The organism is Corynebacterium sp. HFH0082 (assembly GCF_000411235.1).
In the GTDB taxonomy this organism is placed as follows: domain Bacteria; phylum Actinomycetota; class Actinomycetes; order Mycobacteriales; family Mycobacteriaceae; genus Corynebacterium; species Corynebacterium jeikeium_D.
In genome coordinates this window covers 1,813,526-1,828,075 of the sequence record NZ_KE150404.1, presented here as the reverse complement: position 1 = coordinate 1,828,075, position 14,550 = coordinate 1,813,526, and the positions used below count along the sequence as shown (strand labels likewise).

The following is a 14,550-nucleotide window of genomic DNA, read 5'->3' as shown; positions in this document are numbered from 1 at the left end:
CTACTGCTGCGGCTGGCCAGGGTTGTTCTGGCCAGGCTGCGGCTGGTACGGCTGCTGCGGCTGAGCCTGCGGCGCCGGCTGCTGGTACTGCTGCTGCGGCTGAGCCTGCGGCGCCGGCTGCTGGTACTGCTGCTGCGGCTGGTACGGCTGCTGTGGCTGGGCCTGCGGAGCCTGCTGGATTGCAGCCTGCTCCTGCTGCTCGTCATCGTTGCGCATTTCCTTGACTTCGGACTTGAAGATACGCATGGAGCGGCCGAGCGAACGAGCGGCATCCGGCAACTTCTTTGCGCCAAAGAGCAAAACAAGAACGACCAGGATAATGATGATTTCCCAGGGACCTAGGTTCGGCATCCGCTTAGAGACCTTTCAAATGAATACAAATACAAGTGGCAAGTTGCCACATTGTGCGCGATAGAAGCTCTAGTTTAAGCTTTGTCGTTTCGACCATACTCTGCCAAAGCTTCGGAAGCTCGCGCAACAACGGCGTTTTTCAATTTTAGGGGCTCAGTGACTTTTACGCTCGGTGAACGGCGGAGCACAAAGGAGACTGTTGCAGCCAGGTCGGACATGGGCACGTCAGCGGCAAATTTCGACTGCCCTAAGCCTTGGTCAGAGACCGGTTCGGTATCCTCTTCTTCTCCCTCATCTTCAGTAAAGAAGACCGGTTCATAGTCTGCGATCCACGTAGCATCGGCGTCGATAAGCACACTCGCCCATTCGGACGTTCCCGTTTCCGCACCAAAGGCGTGGGGATCACGGATATCGACAGGCTCTGGGCGGTGGAAACCGGCGGGAGTGTCGAGGACCTCGGCGGCCTCCAGGCGGTCGACGCGGAAGCTCTTCTGGCGACGGTCTTCCTGCGCACGGTCGACAGCGCGGAGATACGTCGTGGACTCAACTGTATAAACGTTGACACAGTCAAGCTCACGGACTGTAACCTGCCCTGAGGCATTCCGGTAGCGCACCTTCAACACCTTGCGCTGATGCAGTGCGGCGTAAATCTGCTCAGAATAGGAAAAGGATTTGCCATCGTCCGCGGCGGTCGAGTCAATGATGGGGACGTTTGTTCCCAGAGCACTGCGTAGTTTTGTCGCGGCCGTCTGCGCGGCCTCGGAGGAAGTGGTGGCTGCGGAGTCCTCGATGGTTTCCAGGATGAGCAGCAAGGTCGCGGTTTCTTCGGCTGTGAGCGCACGTGGCTGGCTGAGCACCGTTGCCTGAGGGCGAATACGGACATCAAAGCTGTTGCGGTAATCAACTTCAAAAGCCCGCACTCCGAGGAGTCCCGGCTGGTCGATGTCGGCAATCTGCTCCACGATTGCCCGAATTCGGGCGAAAGGAATGGCCAGCTCGGTAGCGGCCTCTGTCATTGAACGGTGCTGCGAAAAATACGGTACGACCGCCAACAACTCGTCGACGCTGACACCTGCGTCAAGTTCCCGGGCTGCATGCACTGTCATTAGTTGCCCTCCAAAGCGTTCTTCGCACCATTCAATCCGCCATGGCGAGCGAGTACCTGCTCCAACCGAGCAATAATCTCCGACCGTGCCTCTTCAGGTGATTCCACAATCAAATCCGGTGCGTAACTCAAACCTGCGGACACAATCTCACTCACAGGTGCCGCTGGCAGCTCGTAGCGCCCATCCCCCAACGCGGTCGCTTTCATCACCACATCAGCGCAGGTATTCGGAGCGATACGAACAACCGCCTGATAGGTCTTGCCACCGCGGTGCAACATGTTTTCCGCAATCTGTTGCAAGTCACCATCGGGCATTGGCTGGGTCGCCGACGTCCCTGTATCCGACACATCGCGGATACGGCTGAGCCGGAACATACGCGCCGCCTCACGCTGCGGATCAAAGCCCAACACATAAAAGCGCCCGCGCAGGTTAATCAGACCCCACGGCTCCAGCATGCGCAGTTCATCATCCACGCCGTACTGGCGGGAGTACCACATCTCCACTGTCCGGCGCGGCGAGGTCATTGCAGTCAGCAGTGTGCTGAAATCCACTCGACTCATATCCACCGCATCGGCCACCACCACCGACTCATCCGGCTTCGCAATGGCGCTGCGCTGCGCAAACGATGCGAGCTTCCGCCACGCCGCCACAGCCGTCGAGCTCAGCTCCTCCGAACCAAACGCCGCATTCGCCGCCTGGAAAACCACCGAAGCCTCCGCTTCAGTGAACTCGGGGTCGTGCCGGGGCCACCGCAGTCTGTTCAGGCGCAGACGCTTGACCTTATCGCCCGCGCTTGACGACGAAACCTCCACCGGGACCCCGGCTGCCAGGAGTGCCGCGGTGTCCGCACGTAAATAACGAGCCCGGGAATCCTCGGAAACACGGGAGTAACCCTCGACATGTTTGGAGATCCACGACTCGCTGACCCACCCGGTGTCGTCGGCAAGCGCCAACAGCAGTTGAACCTGGCGTTGGTTCTCACTGATCGCAGCGGATCCGGGGCTTTCCGATACCGGTGGGACAGACACGACTGTGGGGCTCCTTTTCCTGGGGCAGTTTCCTGGGACGGAACTAGTTTTCCGGATCCGTATCCGAGGTCTTCTTCGCGGCCGTCAGAATCTCGATCATCTCATTGACCTCATCGTTTTCCGTGGCAAAGGGGTCGCCGAGCATGGTGGAGATGGGATCGTCGCCGGAAATCTTCAGGTGTGTCCAGTCCACGACGGTTTTCAAACTGGAGTCTTCAGCTGCAACGAGGAAATCACCGCGCAGCTTCGCACGAGTAGTTGGCGGTGCGATGCGGACCGCCTCAGCGACCTGCTCATCGGTAATCCACCGCGAGGCAATGCCACGGGCTTCCAGCGCACGGAAGATGCCTCGGCCGGGACGGATGTCGTGGTAGGCCAAGTCGATCTGATGAAGCTTGGGGTCCTCCAGCGTTAGACCGCGGTCCAGGTAGCGCTTCATGAGCGAGTACTTAATGGCCCAGTCAATGTCGTGCTCAATGAGAGACCAGTCACCGGTTTCCACGGCATCCAGCGCGCGCCCCCACAGCTCGACAATGCGGTCCATTTCCTCGTTGGACGTGCCGGCACCGGCAATGCCCTTGTCCTCGTTGACCATGTTTTCTTCGCGGACCTTCAGCCACTCCGTCGCAGCGTCCAGGAACTCGCGCTGAATCTGCAGCGCGGTGGCAGTTTCGCCACTGCGCAGTGGAATCTCGGCTTTGCCCGTCATATCGCGGCTCACCGCACGGATGGACTTGATCTCGTTGGCGACCTCGAAGTCCGGCAACCTCACGCCGGCTTCAATCATCTCCAGTACCAGCTGAGTGGAGCCAATCTTGAGCGCAGTCGTCGTCTCACTCATGTTGGAGTCGCCCACGATAACGTGCAAGCGGCGGAAACGGTTGGAGTCCGCGTGTGGCTCATCGCGAGTGTTAATAATCGGCCGGGAGCGCGTCGTTGCACTGGAGACGCCCTCCCACACATGATCCGCGCGCTGCGAGAAGCAGTACTGAATCGGATCGTTGTGATACGGCGAGGTTGGGTACGGCAGGAAAATCTTCCCCGCCCCACAAATGAGCTGTCGCGTAACCAAGAAAGGTAGCAGCAGCTTGGAAAGGGACTTCAGTCCCAGTTCACGTCCAACCAGGTAGTTTTCGTGACAACCGTAGGAGTTACCGACGGTATCAACGTTGTTCTTCAGCAGGTAGACCTTGCCACCGATGCCCTCGTCGGCAAGCTCTGCTTCAGCCTTTTCAGCGAGTTCATTCAAGATGACCTCGCCCGAGCGGTCGTACGCTACCAGCTGCGAGACCGAATCGCACTCAGCGGTGGCGTACTCCGGGTGGCTTCCGACATCGAGGTACATACGACCAGCATTGGGGGTGAAAATGTTGGTTGCCCCGTACTTAGCGATCACTGGGCGGAACATGTAGCGGGCAATCTCATCCGGTCCCAGACGGCGCGAGCCATCCAGCGTCAGAGTGATGCCGAACTCGGTCTCAATGCCGGTGATGCGTCGGGTCAACGCCTGCGCCGGTACCGGTGTCGGCGTTGCTTCCGGTTCCTGCTGCCCTACCTGCTGGTCAGTCACTTTTTACTGGCCACCCTTCTGGACATACGAGCGCACGAACTCCTCGGCGTTGTTCTCCAGCAGACCATCAATTTCATCCAGCAGGTCGTCAGCAGCTGCAACGTGCTCCTGAGCCTGACCGCCGCCAGCGACCTCGCCGAACTCTTCCTCGTCGCCTCCGCCGGAACCGCCGCCGAAAACCTGAGTGTTACCAGCCATGATATTGCTCCTTAAAAATGAACTTTTGAGTATTACTGCTCTATTACTGCACTATGTATGCCTATTGTTCGCGGATAGCCCCGAGAGTACGCAGATGCTCAACCACCTCGGCCACTGTCTCCGCAGACTCCAACACGTCACCGCATTCTGCGGCAGTGAAACGGTCAACTTCATCCAGCGTAATGTAGGCCAGCGTAATTCCAGGCGACTCCACGTCACGAGTGCTCCGATACACCCCCGCGGTGTCCACCACCAAGCTGGTCCAACTGCCCGCGACGACATCCTTGCCAAAGCGGCGCAGAATGCCACCGCGTACATACGCACGCGTGGATTCCGGCGCGTATTCAACCGCGCGGTCGACTTCTTCCTCTGTCACGAGCGTGCGCATCGAACCACGGCGCACCAGCGCATGGTACAGCCCACGAGCCGGATCAATATCCGAGTACTGAATATCAATCAACGCCAACTTCGGGTGGTCCCAGCCCGCGCCCAGGCGGGTACGCAAGCCCTCCATGAGGTTGTACTTCGCCACCCAATCCAGCAGGTGGGCTGCCTTGCGGGGGTCGTCGGAAAGCACGTCGAGCACTTCACGCCAGAGCTTGACGACGTCGCCCTGCTGGTCGTAGCTCTCCACGCGACGCAGGTACTCGTACTGCATTTCCACTGCGGACATCCAAGTGACATGGTCTGCCAGCTGCAGCTTCTCGGTGCAAGTCAGGTCTCGGGAGACCTTATGGACGGCCTCGACGGGGTTGCGGAGCTGCAGGTCGTCGAAACGCACGCCGTCCTCGATGGCGTCGATGACCAAACCTGTGGTGCCCAGCTTGAGGAAGGTGGCGACCTCGCTCATGTTGGCATCACCGATGATGACGTGCAGGCGGCGGAAGCGATCGGAGTCTGCGTGTGGTTCATCGCGGGTGTTGATGATGCCGCGGTTCAAAGTGGTCTCCAGCGAGACCTCAGTCTCGATGTAGTCCGCGCGCTGCGAAATCTGGAAACCCGACTCCTGCCCCGTCTGCCCAAGACCTACGCGACCAGCGCCCGTGAACACCTGGCGAGTGACGAAAAACGGTGTCAGACCGGCGACAATGTCATCGAACTCAGTTTCTCGGGAGAAAAGGTAGTTCTCGTGGGCGCCATACGAGGCGCCCTTGCCATCGACGTTGTTGCGGTAGAGCTTCAGCGTCGGACCTGGATTGCCCTCGGCATCGGTGGCTTCGGCGGCAAGCTGAGCTGCGCGCAGCATAATCTTGTCACCTGCGCGGTCAGCGATAACCGCCTCGCGGGCAGTTGCCGTTTCCGGTGAGGAGTACTCCGGGTGCGCGTGATCGACGTAGAAGCGAGCACCATTTTGCACCAGCAGGTTTGCAGCACCGACGGCGTTGGGGTCAACAATCGGTGGCTGGTGGTAACGGCGCAGGTCGAAACCACGGCTGTCGCGCAGTGGCGACTCTGGTGCGTAATCCCAGCGGATGCGCCCCGACAGGCCCTCCTCCTGCTCATGCGCGAAAGCGAGCACGGCCTGCGTGGAGGTGAGAATTGGGCTGACATCCGGGTTGTCCGGGCTGGAAATGCCGTACTCAATCTCCGTGCCGAAGAAGCGGTTCGACTGTGCAGAACTGGCGGCGGATTTAGCCATGGCGAATCACCTCGACCGAGGCAACGCGCGCCGCTGGACGACCGGAGATGCGAGCCCACTCATCCGGGTTCGAGGTGTTTGGCAGGTCCTCGTTCTGCGCGAACTCCTCCGCCACTGCAGACAGCAGGTGATCCAAGCTAATACCAGCCTCGCCGCCAGCGATAACCGACTTGATGGCGGACTTCTTCGCACGGTCGACGATGTTGGAAATCATCGCGCCGGAGTTGAAATCGCGGTAGTACATAACTTCGCTGGTGCCATCGGCATAGCGAATCCGCACGTACTCGTTTTCTTCCGTCTTGGCGTACATCCGCTCAACAACCTGGTCAATGAGGTGTGCGACATTCTGCTCCACCCCACCGCGCGCTTCCACCTCGGCTGCTTTATACGGCAGCTCTGGAGTCAAGTACTTGCGGAAGATATCCTTCGCCGCAGCCTCATTCGGGCGCTCAATGCGGATTTTCACATCCAAGCGTCCTGGGCGCAGAATTGCCGGGTCAATCATCTCCTCGCGGTTGGTGGCACCAATCACGATGACGTTTTCCAGCCCCTCCACACCGTCAAGTTCACTGAGCAGCTGCGGGACCACTGTGTTTTCCATATCCGAGGAGATGCCCGAACCACGAGTGCGGAAAATCGAGTCCATCTCATCGAAGAAGACAATTACCGGCTTGCCATCCTCGGCAATGTCGCGAGCGCGGTCAAAAATCAGGCGAATCTGACGCTCGGTCTCACCCACGAACTTGTTCAGCAGCTCCGGGCCCTTGACATTCAAGAAGTACGATTGCGCCCGCTGCGCCTCCGCCTCGCTCTTGCCTCGGGATAGCGCAATCTTGCGTGCCAACGAATTAGCCACAGCCTTGGCAATCAGCGTCTTACCATTGCCGGGAGGGCCGTAGAGCAGCACACCCTTCGGCGGACGCAGGTTGTACTGTTCAAACAGTTCTGGCTGCAGGAACGGCATCTCCACGGCATCGTGAATCTGCTCAATCTGACTGTCCAAACCACCGATATCCGTGTAGGTGACATCCGGTACCTCTTCCAGCACCAGGTTTTCCACCTCGGACTTCGGAATGACCTCAAACGCATAGCCCGACTTGCGGTCAATCATCACCGAGTCCCCCGGCTTCGGCGACAAATCCCCCGCCAGAGACACCACGAATTCCTCACCGTGAGTATCCGAGGCCAAAATGCGCTCCCGATCCGGCAGCACCTCACGAACATTGGCGATGTCGCCGCTTTCCGGATAACCGCAGTCCTCCACGATTATCGAGCCCTCATTCAGACGCACCTGTGCACCCGGCCGAAGCGCCCGCTCATTAATCTCCGGCTGCACCCGCAGGCGCATCCGTCGATTTCCGGTAAAAACCTCTGCGGTGCCTTTCTCCGGCCCCGGCTTAAGGAAAATACCGTACGTGCTAGGCGGCTCCAGCATGTCCTCCATGTCTTGGCGCAGTAGCTCTAGCTTGTTACGGGAGTCCCGCAACAGCTCAACCAGGCGATTATTACGAATGCCGAGGTTGTAGTTCTTCTGCTCAAGATCACGGATTTTGTCAGACGGCGTTGTCATGTATCCCAGATTACCCATAGGGCCAGATGCCGTTGTTGCTTGGTCGATTTAGACCGTGTGTCGCATCACGCTTTACGACGGCTACACCTCCCAGCGCGAAGCGGCGGGTCTAGAGCTTCTTTTGATTTCGTCGCTGTGGGCGCGGAGGCACCGTGCCGTCGGCAAGCCTGCGTGCCCACACCAGGAATGCGGTATGCGCCTGCATACGGTGCGCCGGGCGGACGGAGAGATCCTGAACATTCCAGTCGCGGACCAGGGATTCCCAGGCGCGTGGTTCGGTGAAGCACTTCTGCGCGCGGATGCCCTCCATGACTTTCATTAGCTGCGGAACAGTGGCGACATAGACCATGAGCACGCCGCCAGGCTGAAGCACCTTCGAAACGGTGTCCAGGCATTCCCATGGAGCGAGCATGTCCAGAATGACTCGGTCGACCGGGCCGCCGAGCGACTCGACGGAGGCCTCGTTGAGATCGCCCAGGCGCAAGTCCCAGTTGTCGGGCTTGTGACCCATGAAGTCGACAACGTTGCGTTCCGCGTGCTCGATGTGGTCCTCGCGGACCTCATAGGAAATAAGCTGCCCGTCAGCGCCGATGGCGCGGAGTAGGTTGAGGCTGAGCGCGCCGGAGCCAGCGCCGGCCTCCAACACGCGCGCACCTGGGAAGATGTCGCCCTCGACGATGATCTGTGCGGCATCCTTCGGGTAAATCACCGCAGCACCGCGCGGCATGGACAGGACGTAATCGACCAGCAAGTGACGCATCGCCAGGTAGACGGTGCCTTCGCCGGAGGTGACGGTGGTGCCTTCCTTGGCGCCGATGAGGTCGTCGTGGAGGATGGTGCCGCGATGGGTGAAGAACTTGCCACCCTCCTCGAGGATGACGGTGAAGTGGCGATTCTTCGAGTCAGTCAGCTGGACTCGGTCGCCGACTTGGAATGGTCCGCTCAATGCCATAGGTGTGTGGGCTCCTTTTGGGGTTTGGTTGGGTCGGGTTGGGTCTGGTTCGGTTTGGTTGGGTCGGGTTGTGTCGGGTGCAGCCAAATCCGGGCGGTACTCTAACCTGGCTAGTATGCCCGACAATGCCCAAAGTTCTAAGTCAGCTGTTCAGCCTTCCCGCCGCTCTAAGTTGGCGCTGTCGCCGTCGAGAGCTAATGACTACCGCCAGTGCCCGCTGAAGTACCGGTTCCGTGCGATTGACAAGATTCCGGAGCCGTCGACTGTCGCGCAGGTCAAGGGCACGTTGGTGCATGCTGTGCTCGAACAGATGCATGCCTGGCCCCGTGAAGAACGCACTTACCCCGCAGCGGTGAAGCGTTTGAAGCCGACCTGGGAGGACATGCGTGCAAAGGACGAGGAACTGATTGAGCTAGTTCCGGAGGATGATTACTACGACTTCCTGGTCGAATGCCGCGGACTGCTCAAGGGTTATTTCATGATGGAAAACCCCATGGGCTTCGATGCGGCCGAGATGGAAAAGTTCGTTCAGCTGGTTATCGATCCGGATGCAGATCAGACTGTGCCGTTGTCGGTGCCACTTCGTGGTTTTATCGACCGCGTCGATATTGCCCCGACCGGTGAGGTTCGGATTGTCGACTACAAGACGGGCAAGAAGCCCTCTCCTCGCTTCCAGGATGAGGCACTCTTCCAGATGCGGTTTTACGCGCTGGTGTGGTGGCGGCTCACCGGTCGTATCCCGGAACAGCTGCGGTTGATGTACCTGAAGGTCGCCGATGACCTGGTGCTGAGTCCCAACGCGACAGAATTAGAGGCCTTCCAAGCGGAGATTGCTGACTTGTGGTCGGCGATCGTGCGCGACGGTGAAAACGGTGACTTTGTACCGAAGAAGTCCAAGCTCTGCGGGTGGTGTTCTTTCCAGGAGATGTGCCCTGCCTATGGCGGGGTCACACCGGAGTACCCCGGTTGGCCGGGTGCTGTCGGCGATGGTGGCGCTGAGTAAAAGCTGCGGATGGCGGTGGCTCTCGCGGCGATGTTAGCTTTCGCGGGGTGCCGCCGTCGGCGGTAACGGTGCCAGTAAAAGTTACTGACTAGGTTTATGACAGGTGAATGGAATTCACAGCTTCGATTTTGTCATAAACCTAGTCAGTTTCTCTATACGGTGTTTTAGGTAGTCCCCCACTACAGCAGTGCGCTGCCGAAGGCGAAACCGAACGCGACGGACAGGGCAATACATAAGGTGCCTGGGATGATGAACGAGTGGTTAAACACGTATTTGCCAATTCGGGTTGTGCCAGTGTCGTCCATCTCCACCGCGGCAAGGAGCGTCGGGTAAGTAGGCAGTACGAATAGCGCGGAAGTCGCTGCGAAGGAAGCAATCGCAGTGATGGGAGAAACTCCCACCGCGAGTGCAGCGGGCATGATGGCCTTTGCCGTGGCCGCCTGCGAGTACAGCAATGCGGCCGCGAAGAAGAGCACGATTGCCAGCATCCACGGCATTGTGGTCAGTAGGCTGCCGGACGCGGCCTTAATGTCGTCGATGTAGTGGTTGATAATTGTGGTTCCCAGCCACGCCACACCGAGAACGCAGACGCTGGCGGACATGCCCGATTTGAACACCGGTGTGTTCAAAATGGTTGCCGCGTCCAACTTGCAGGCCAGCACGATAACGGTGGCAGCGGTCAACATGATTGACATGATCGCCTCGTTTCGTGGGAGCGTGGGGTCAGCGATGAGGCCGACCTGTTCAGTGCTGATGGTCGCGTAGACCATCACCGCGAGAATCGAGAGTAGGAAAATCGCCACGGACCACTTGGCCGACTTGGTTGGCACGTATTCGCTCATCTGGCCACGTGGCTTGGAGACTAACCCCTTTTCCAAGCGGCTTTGATACTCCGGATCGTCGTCAAGCTCTTTGCCTAGGTGATTCGTGACAAAGGCGGTCGGAAGGATGGCGAGGAACGTCGAAGGAATGACAATCGCCAGGAGTGTGAGATAACCAACGCCGCGGGGTTCCATGAGCGAAGCCATCAGCACCACAGCCGCTGAAATGGGTGATGCCGTAATCGCCAACTGAGATGCGATGACCGCCACGGACAGCGGGCGGGACGGGCGAACGCCTCCCTCCTTGGATACTTCGGCGATAACTGGGAGGGTGGAAAATGCGGTGTGGCCGGTGCCGGCGAGCAGTGTCATCAGGTAGGTGACAACCGGGGCCCAGTAGGTGATGTGTCGCGGATTCTTGCGCAGCAACCGTTCGGCAATGTGGACGAGATAGTCCATGCCTCCGGCCTTCTGCATAGCGGCAATTGCCGCGATTACCGACATAATGATGCCGATGACATCGAACGGAATGTCGTCTTTGGTGACCGGAACCCCGGTGATGCCCAGCGCCAAAACGCCCAGCCCACCGGCGAACCCGATAGCAATTGAACCAAGACGCGCGCCAAGGAGGATCGCTGCTAGAACGATAGAGATTTGGACGGCAACTAACATGTGTATCTCCGAAAAGTCACTCGTTAGACTTGTTGCCGCTTAGGACAAATCGTCGAGGCGAGACTCCCCTGCCACGTAGCGCTTCCCCCGGTATTCCGGGTGCATGAGGTTCTCGGTGCTCAGGACCTGGTTGAGCTCCTTCTCGTCCATCAGCCCGCGTTCGAGGACAATGTCCCGGACGGAGCGGCCAGTGCGAGCGGCTTCCTTGCCAATCATATCGCCCTCGTGGTGGCCAATGACCGGATTCAGGTAGGTCACGATACCGATGGAGTTTTCCACATAGCCGCGGCAAACTTCCGGGTTAGCGGTGATGCCGGTAATGCACTTGTCGCGCAGAGTGTCGGTAGCACTGCGCAGCAGTTCAATCGACTCGAAGAGGCATGCGCCGATGACAGGCTCCATCACGTTTAGCTGCAACTGGCCAGCCTCGGCTGCCCAGGTCAGGGTCACGTCGTTGCCGAAGACCTTGAAGCAGGCCTGGTTCGCGACCTCTGGGATTACCGGGTTAACCTTTGCCGGCATAATCGAAGACCCAGCGGCGCGCTCCGGAAGGTTGATTTCATTCAGTCCGGCTCGTGGACCCGATGCCAGCAGGCGCAGGTCGTTGCACATCTTGGAAATCTTCATGGCCGCGCGCTTCAGGGATGCATGCACGCTGACGTAGGCGCCGGTATCGCTGGTGGCTTCGATTAGGTCCTTCGCAGAGGTCACCTTAAAGCCACTGACCTCACGCAGCGCCTGGGTCACGGCCTCGCGGTAGCCTGCCGGCGCATTTACACCGGTACCGATAGCGGTTGCTCCCAGGTTGATTTGCAGCAGGCGTGCCGACGCAGTTGCGATGGACTCCTGCTCTTCCTCAAGGTTGTGGGCAAATGCGTGGAAAGCCTGTCCCAGGGTCATGGGAACGGCATCCTGCAGCTGCGTGCGCCCCATTGTGATGATGTCGTTGAATTCATCACCCTTGGCGTGTAGAGCCTCAACCAGGGAGTCGAAGTGCTTCTGCAGGCTCAGCAGCGACATGTGGATGGCAAGACGGAAACCTGTTGGGTAGGCATCGTTGGTTGACTGGCACTGGTTGACATCATCGTTGGGGTGAATGACGTCGTATCGGCCCTTTTCCAGGCCGAGCAGTTCTAGAGCGAGGTTAGCGATGACCTCGTTGGTGTTCATGTTGAGACTGGTGCCAGCTCCACCCTGGAAGACATCGATTGGAAACTGATCCATGCAGCGTCCCTTTTCCAGGATTTCATCACATGCGGCGACGATGATGTCTGCAACATCGCTGGGCAGCGTGTGGACGCGCTGGTTGGCAATGGCCGTGGCCTTCTTCACCATCACCATGCCACGAATGAATTCGGGCACGTCGTTGATGGTCTTGGCTGAGATTTGGTAGTTGTCGATTGCGCGCAGGGTGTGGATGCCGTAGTAAGCCTCTGCCGGGACCTCCATAGAGCCAAGCAGGTCGACCTCGGTACGTGTTGCGGACATGTGGAAGCAATCCCTTCTAGCCTTTTAGCAGACCTAGTAGACGCAGCCTTGTGGGCCACATTTAGTGGCGATGATTGGTTACACCGCCAAAACTACAGCGCTGGCGTATGTGCCGCATGTACAGGCATAAAGTTACTGCTTCGGTCCGGCTAACGCCGTGCGCACTCTTAGTGTCAATATTACTACCTACGCTAGCGTAGGTAAAGGGTGGATTCAGCTAGGAAGCTCCCACTGGATAGCGTGTAAGGGTCGCGTGACTTAAATACGCGCGATACGGATATTCGAAGCCAAGATCGCCTCGGCACCAATCTTTGCCAGTGCGTCCATGAGCGGGTTGGCCTCTGCCTTCGGAACTAGCGCGCGAACTGCTACCCAATCCTCGTTAGCCAGCGGCGACACGGTCGGACCAGACAGGCCCGGGGTGAGCTTGGATGCCTCTTCCAGCGCGGACGCACGGATGTTGTAGTCAATCATCAAGTACGTCTTGGCATGCAGAATGCCGGTCATGCGACGTAGGAACACCTGCTGCTCCTCGGTGACCTCTACGCCCTTGCGTCCGACAACAACTGCCTCAGAGCTGACCAAAACATCGCCGAATGGCTTCAATCCCTGCTTGCGCAGGGTACGACCGGTGGAGACAACATCGGCGATTACGTCGGCAACTCCCAAGCGGATGGAAATCTCCACTGCACCATCAAGGCGAATAACGGTGGCGTTAATGCCACGAGCCTTCAGATCCTCGCGCACCAGGTTCGGGTACGAGGTGGCAATGCGCTTGCCCTCCAGAGCTTCTACGGTCCACTCCTCATCGGCCGGAGCGGCGTAGCGGAAGGTCGAGGCGCCGAAGCCCAGATTCAGAACCTCATCGACCGGAGCCAGCGAGTCAGCGGCCAGGTCGCGGCCGGTGATGCCCAAATCCAGATGGCCGTTGCCAACGTAGATGGGAATATCCTTCGGGCGGAGGAAGAAAAACTCAATGTCGTTGGCTTCGTCGTGGATGGTCAGGCTCTTGGAGTCGCCTCGACCCGGGTAGCCAGCTTCCTTCAGGATTTCGACTGCCGCCTCGGACAGCGATCCTTTGTTGGGCACGGCAATACGCAGCATGGTGTTGATTTCTCCTACAGGTACTTGTAAACATCCTCGGGGCTCAGCCCGCGACCGACCATGACCACCTGCAGCCAGTACAACAGCTGCGAAATCTCCTCTGCGAGGGCTTCGTCAGATTCGTGCTCAGCTGCAAGCCAGACCTCACCGGCCTCTTCGACAATTTTCTTGCCCTGGAAATGCACACCAGCGTCCAGCGCCTTGACTGTGCCCGATCCCTCGGGGCGCGACTGTGCTTTTTCCTTCAGCTCTGCAAACAGGTCATCAAAGTTCTTCACCCGGTCTATTGTTCCATGTCGTCTACTCGCCCGCGAAAGCAGCCCGCAATAAGCCCAAATTCGAGGTATCCAAATTGCCCGAAATGAAGCGCGCCGGGGGTACTAACGTCCCCACATCAGCCTGCGAAACGCTCACATCCGGCATTGGATTCCACACCACCGTGCATCCCGCAGCGAGTGCAGAGCGCACCCCCGTTGAGGAATCTTCGATAGCCAGGCAGTCCTCTGGCGCAAATCCGGCTAGCTCTGCGCCACGCAAGTACGGATCCGGTGCCGGTTTGCCGTTGGCCACCTCATCGCTACACACTGTTGCGGCGAAGTGCTGCTCCCCCATGACATCAATGCAGGGTTGCGCCACGTGCCGACGGGTATTGGTCACCAACACCACCGGAATGTCAGCAGCCCGGGCCTGGTCCAAAATCGCCGGCACACCCGGGCGCCACTCCACCCCATGTTCTAGAACCAATTCAGTGAAGCGACCTTCGACGAATTGGGAGCCCGAGGCAAACAGCTCGTCGTCAAGCGTGCGTCCCGCATGGTCAGCACAAATCGACAGCGTATCCCAGAGTGTGTTGCCGACGCACTGCATGCGCAACTCCGGAGTCAGGCGACGGCCTACGAATTCCGAGAGGTCGTACGTGGCAATCTCCCACAGAGGTTCCGTGTTGATGAGGCTGCCGTCCATGTCCCACAAAATTGCTTTCACACCATGCGACTATGCCAGGCAATCAAGCATTTAGCGATTATGTCAGCAAAACCGTCGGATGAAG

General features: G+C 58.8%; 14 protein-coding genes. 1 reads left to right on the top strand and 13 read right to left on the bottom strand.

The genetic code is table 11. The features are described from left to right. From tatA to HMPREF1206_RS07890, 8 genes are all read right to left on the bottom strand, one after another. A complete protein-coding gene (gene tatA / locus HMPREF1206_RS07925; protein ID WP_016422801.1) occupies positions 1–351 on the bottom strand; it encodes a Sec-independent protein translocase subunit TatA in 351 nt (116 codons plus the stop codon). A gap of 74 nt (positions 352–425) precedes the next feature. Then, on the bottom strand, positions 426–1,457 hold the full coding sequence (locus HMPREF1206_RS07920) for a YafY family protein (RefSeq protein ID WP_016422800.1): 1,032 nt from the start codon (positions 1,455–1,457) through the stop codon (positions 426–428). Next, positions 1,457–2,485, bottom strand: a complete 1,029-nt coding sequence (locus tag HMPREF1206_RS07915) for a YafY family protein (protein ID WP_016422799.1) — start codon at positions 2,483–2,485, stop codon at positions 1,457–1,459. The genes HMPREF1206_RS07920 and HMPREF1206_RS07915 overlap by 1 nt, the downstream gene beginning before the upstream one ends. 43 nt (positions 2,486–2,528) lie before the next feature. Next, entirely contained in the window at positions 2,529–3,989 is a 1,461-nt protein-coding gene (gene pafA / locus HMPREF1206_RS07910; protein ID WP_042389319.1) for a Pup--protein ligase, read from the bottom strand. Positions 3,990–4,058: 69 nt separating this feature from the next. Beyond that, entirely contained in the window at positions 4,059–4,253 is a 195-nt protein-coding gene (locus HMPREF1206_RS07905; RefSeq protein WP_005510795.1) for a ubiquitin-like protein Pup, read from the bottom strand. 61 nt (positions 4,254–4,314) lie between these two features. Then, on the bottom strand, positions 4,315–5,892 hold the full coding sequence (dop, locus tag HMPREF1206_RS07900) for a depupylase/deamidase Dop (RefSeq protein WP_016422797.1): 1,578 nt from the start codon (positions 5,890–5,892) through the stop codon (positions 4,315–4,317). Next, positions 5,885–7,462 carry a proteasome ATPase gene (gene arc / locus HMPREF1206_RS07895; RefSeq protein WP_126108030.1) on the bottom strand — a complete coding sequence of 526 codons (1,578 nt, stop codon included), beginning with the start codon at positions 7,460–7,462 and terminating at the stop codon, positions 5,885–5,887. Before arc ends, dop begins: the two co-directional genes overlap by 8 nt. A gap of 109 nt (positions 7,463–7,571) precedes the next feature. Beyond that, positions 7,572–8,414 carry a tRNA (adenine-N1)-methyltransferase gene (locus HMPREF1206_RS07890; RefSeq protein WP_005510776.1) on the bottom strand — a complete coding sequence of 281 codons (843 nt, stop codon included), beginning with the start codon at positions 8,412–8,414 and terminating at the stop codon, positions 7,572–7,574. Positions 8,415–8,529: 115 nt separating this feature from the next. Between HMPREF1206_RS07890 and HMPREF1206_RS07885 the strand changes: the two genes are divergently transcribed. Then, entirely contained in the window at positions 8,530–9,417 is an 888-nt protein-coding gene (locus tag HMPREF1206_RS07885) for a RecB family exonuclease (RefSeq protein ID WP_016422795.1), read from the top strand. A 179-nt stretch (positions 9,418–9,596) separates the two neighbouring features. On the opposite strand, the gene HMPREF1206_RS07880 is transcribed toward HMPREF1206_RS07885, so the two are convergent. From HMPREF1206_RS07880 to HMPREF1206_RS07860, 5 genes are all read right to left on the bottom strand, one after another. Further along, positions 9,597–10,910: an anaerobic C4-dicarboxylate transporter gene (locus HMPREF1206_RS07880; protein WP_016422794.1), complete on the bottom strand. Its 1,314-nt coding sequence runs from the start codon at positions 10,908–10,910 to the stop codon at positions 9,597–9,599. Positions 10,911–10,949: 39 nt separating this feature from the next. Continuing rightward, complete coding sequence (gene aspA, locus HMPREF1206_RS07875; protein ID WP_016422793.1) at positions 10,950–12,398, bottom strand: aspartate ammonia-lyase; 1,449 nt, start codon at positions 12,396–12,398, stop codon at positions 10,950–10,952. Between the two features lie 258 nt (positions 12,399–12,656). Then, positions 12,657–13,502 carry an ATP phosphoribosyltransferase gene (gene hisG / locus HMPREF1206_RS07870; RefSeq protein ID WP_016422792.1) on the bottom strand — a complete coding sequence of 282 codons (846 nt, stop codon included), beginning with the start codon at positions 13,500–13,502 and terminating at the stop codon, positions 12,657–12,659. 14 nt (positions 13,503–13,516) lie between these two features. Next, entirely contained in the window at positions 13,517–13,780 is a 264-nt protein-coding gene (locus HMPREF1206_RS07865) for a phosphoribosyl-ATP diphosphatase (protein ID WP_005510825.1), read from the bottom strand. A gap of 22 nt (positions 13,781–13,802) precedes the next feature. Next, on the bottom strand, positions 13,803–14,486 hold the full coding sequence (locus tag HMPREF1206_RS07860; RefSeq protein WP_080985620.1) for an HAD family phosphatase: 684 nt from the start codon (positions 14,484–14,486) through the stop codon (positions 13,803–13,805). Between the last annotated feature and the right edge of the window lie 64 nt (positions 14,487–14,550).

What these genes read in the sequence shown, in the direction of transcription:
- tatA (WP_016422801.1), bottom strand. Translation starts at nt 351, where the DNA reads ATGCCGAACCTAGGTCCCTGGGAAATCATCATTATCCTGGTCGTTCTT.
- HMPREF1206_RS07920 (WP_016422800.1), bottom strand. Translation starts at nt 1,457, where the DNA reads ATGACAGTGCATGCAGCCCGGGAACTTGACGCAGGTGTCAGCGTCGAC.
- HMPREF1206_RS07905 (WP_005510795.1), bottom strand. Translation starts at nt 4,253, where the DNA reads ATGGCTGGTAACACTCAGGTTTTCGGCGGCGGTTCCGGCGGAGGCGAC.
- dop (WP_016422797.1), bottom strand. Translation starts at nt 5,892, where the DNA reads ATGGCTAAATCCGCCGCCAGTTCTGCACAGTCGAACCGCTTCTTCGGC.
- arc (WP_126108030.1), bottom strand. Translation starts at nt 7,462, where the DNA reads ATGACAACGCCGTCTGACAAAATCCGTGATCTTGAGCAGAAGAACTAC.
- HMPREF1206_RS07890 (WP_005510776.1), bottom strand. Translation starts at nt 8,414, where the DNA reads ATGGCATTGAGCGGACCATTCCAAGTCGGCGACCGAGTCCAGCTGACT.
- HMPREF1206_RS07885 (WP_016422795.1), top strand. Translation starts at nt 8,530, where the DNA reads ATGCCCGACAATGCCCAAAGTTCTAAGTCAGCTGTTCAGCCTTCCCGC.
- HMPREF1206_RS07880 (WP_016422794.1), bottom strand. Translation starts at nt 10,910, where the DNA reads ATGTTAGTTGCCGTCCAAATCTCTATCGTTCTAGCAGCGATCCTCCTT.
- aspA (WP_016422793.1), bottom strand. Translation starts at nt 12,398, where the DNA reads ATGTCCGCAACACGTACCGAGGTCGACCTGCTTGGCTCTATGGAGGTC.
- hisG (WP_016422792.1), bottom strand. Translation starts at nt 13,502, where the DNA reads ATGCTGCGTATTGCCGTGCCCAACAAAGGATCGCTGTCCGAGGCGGCA.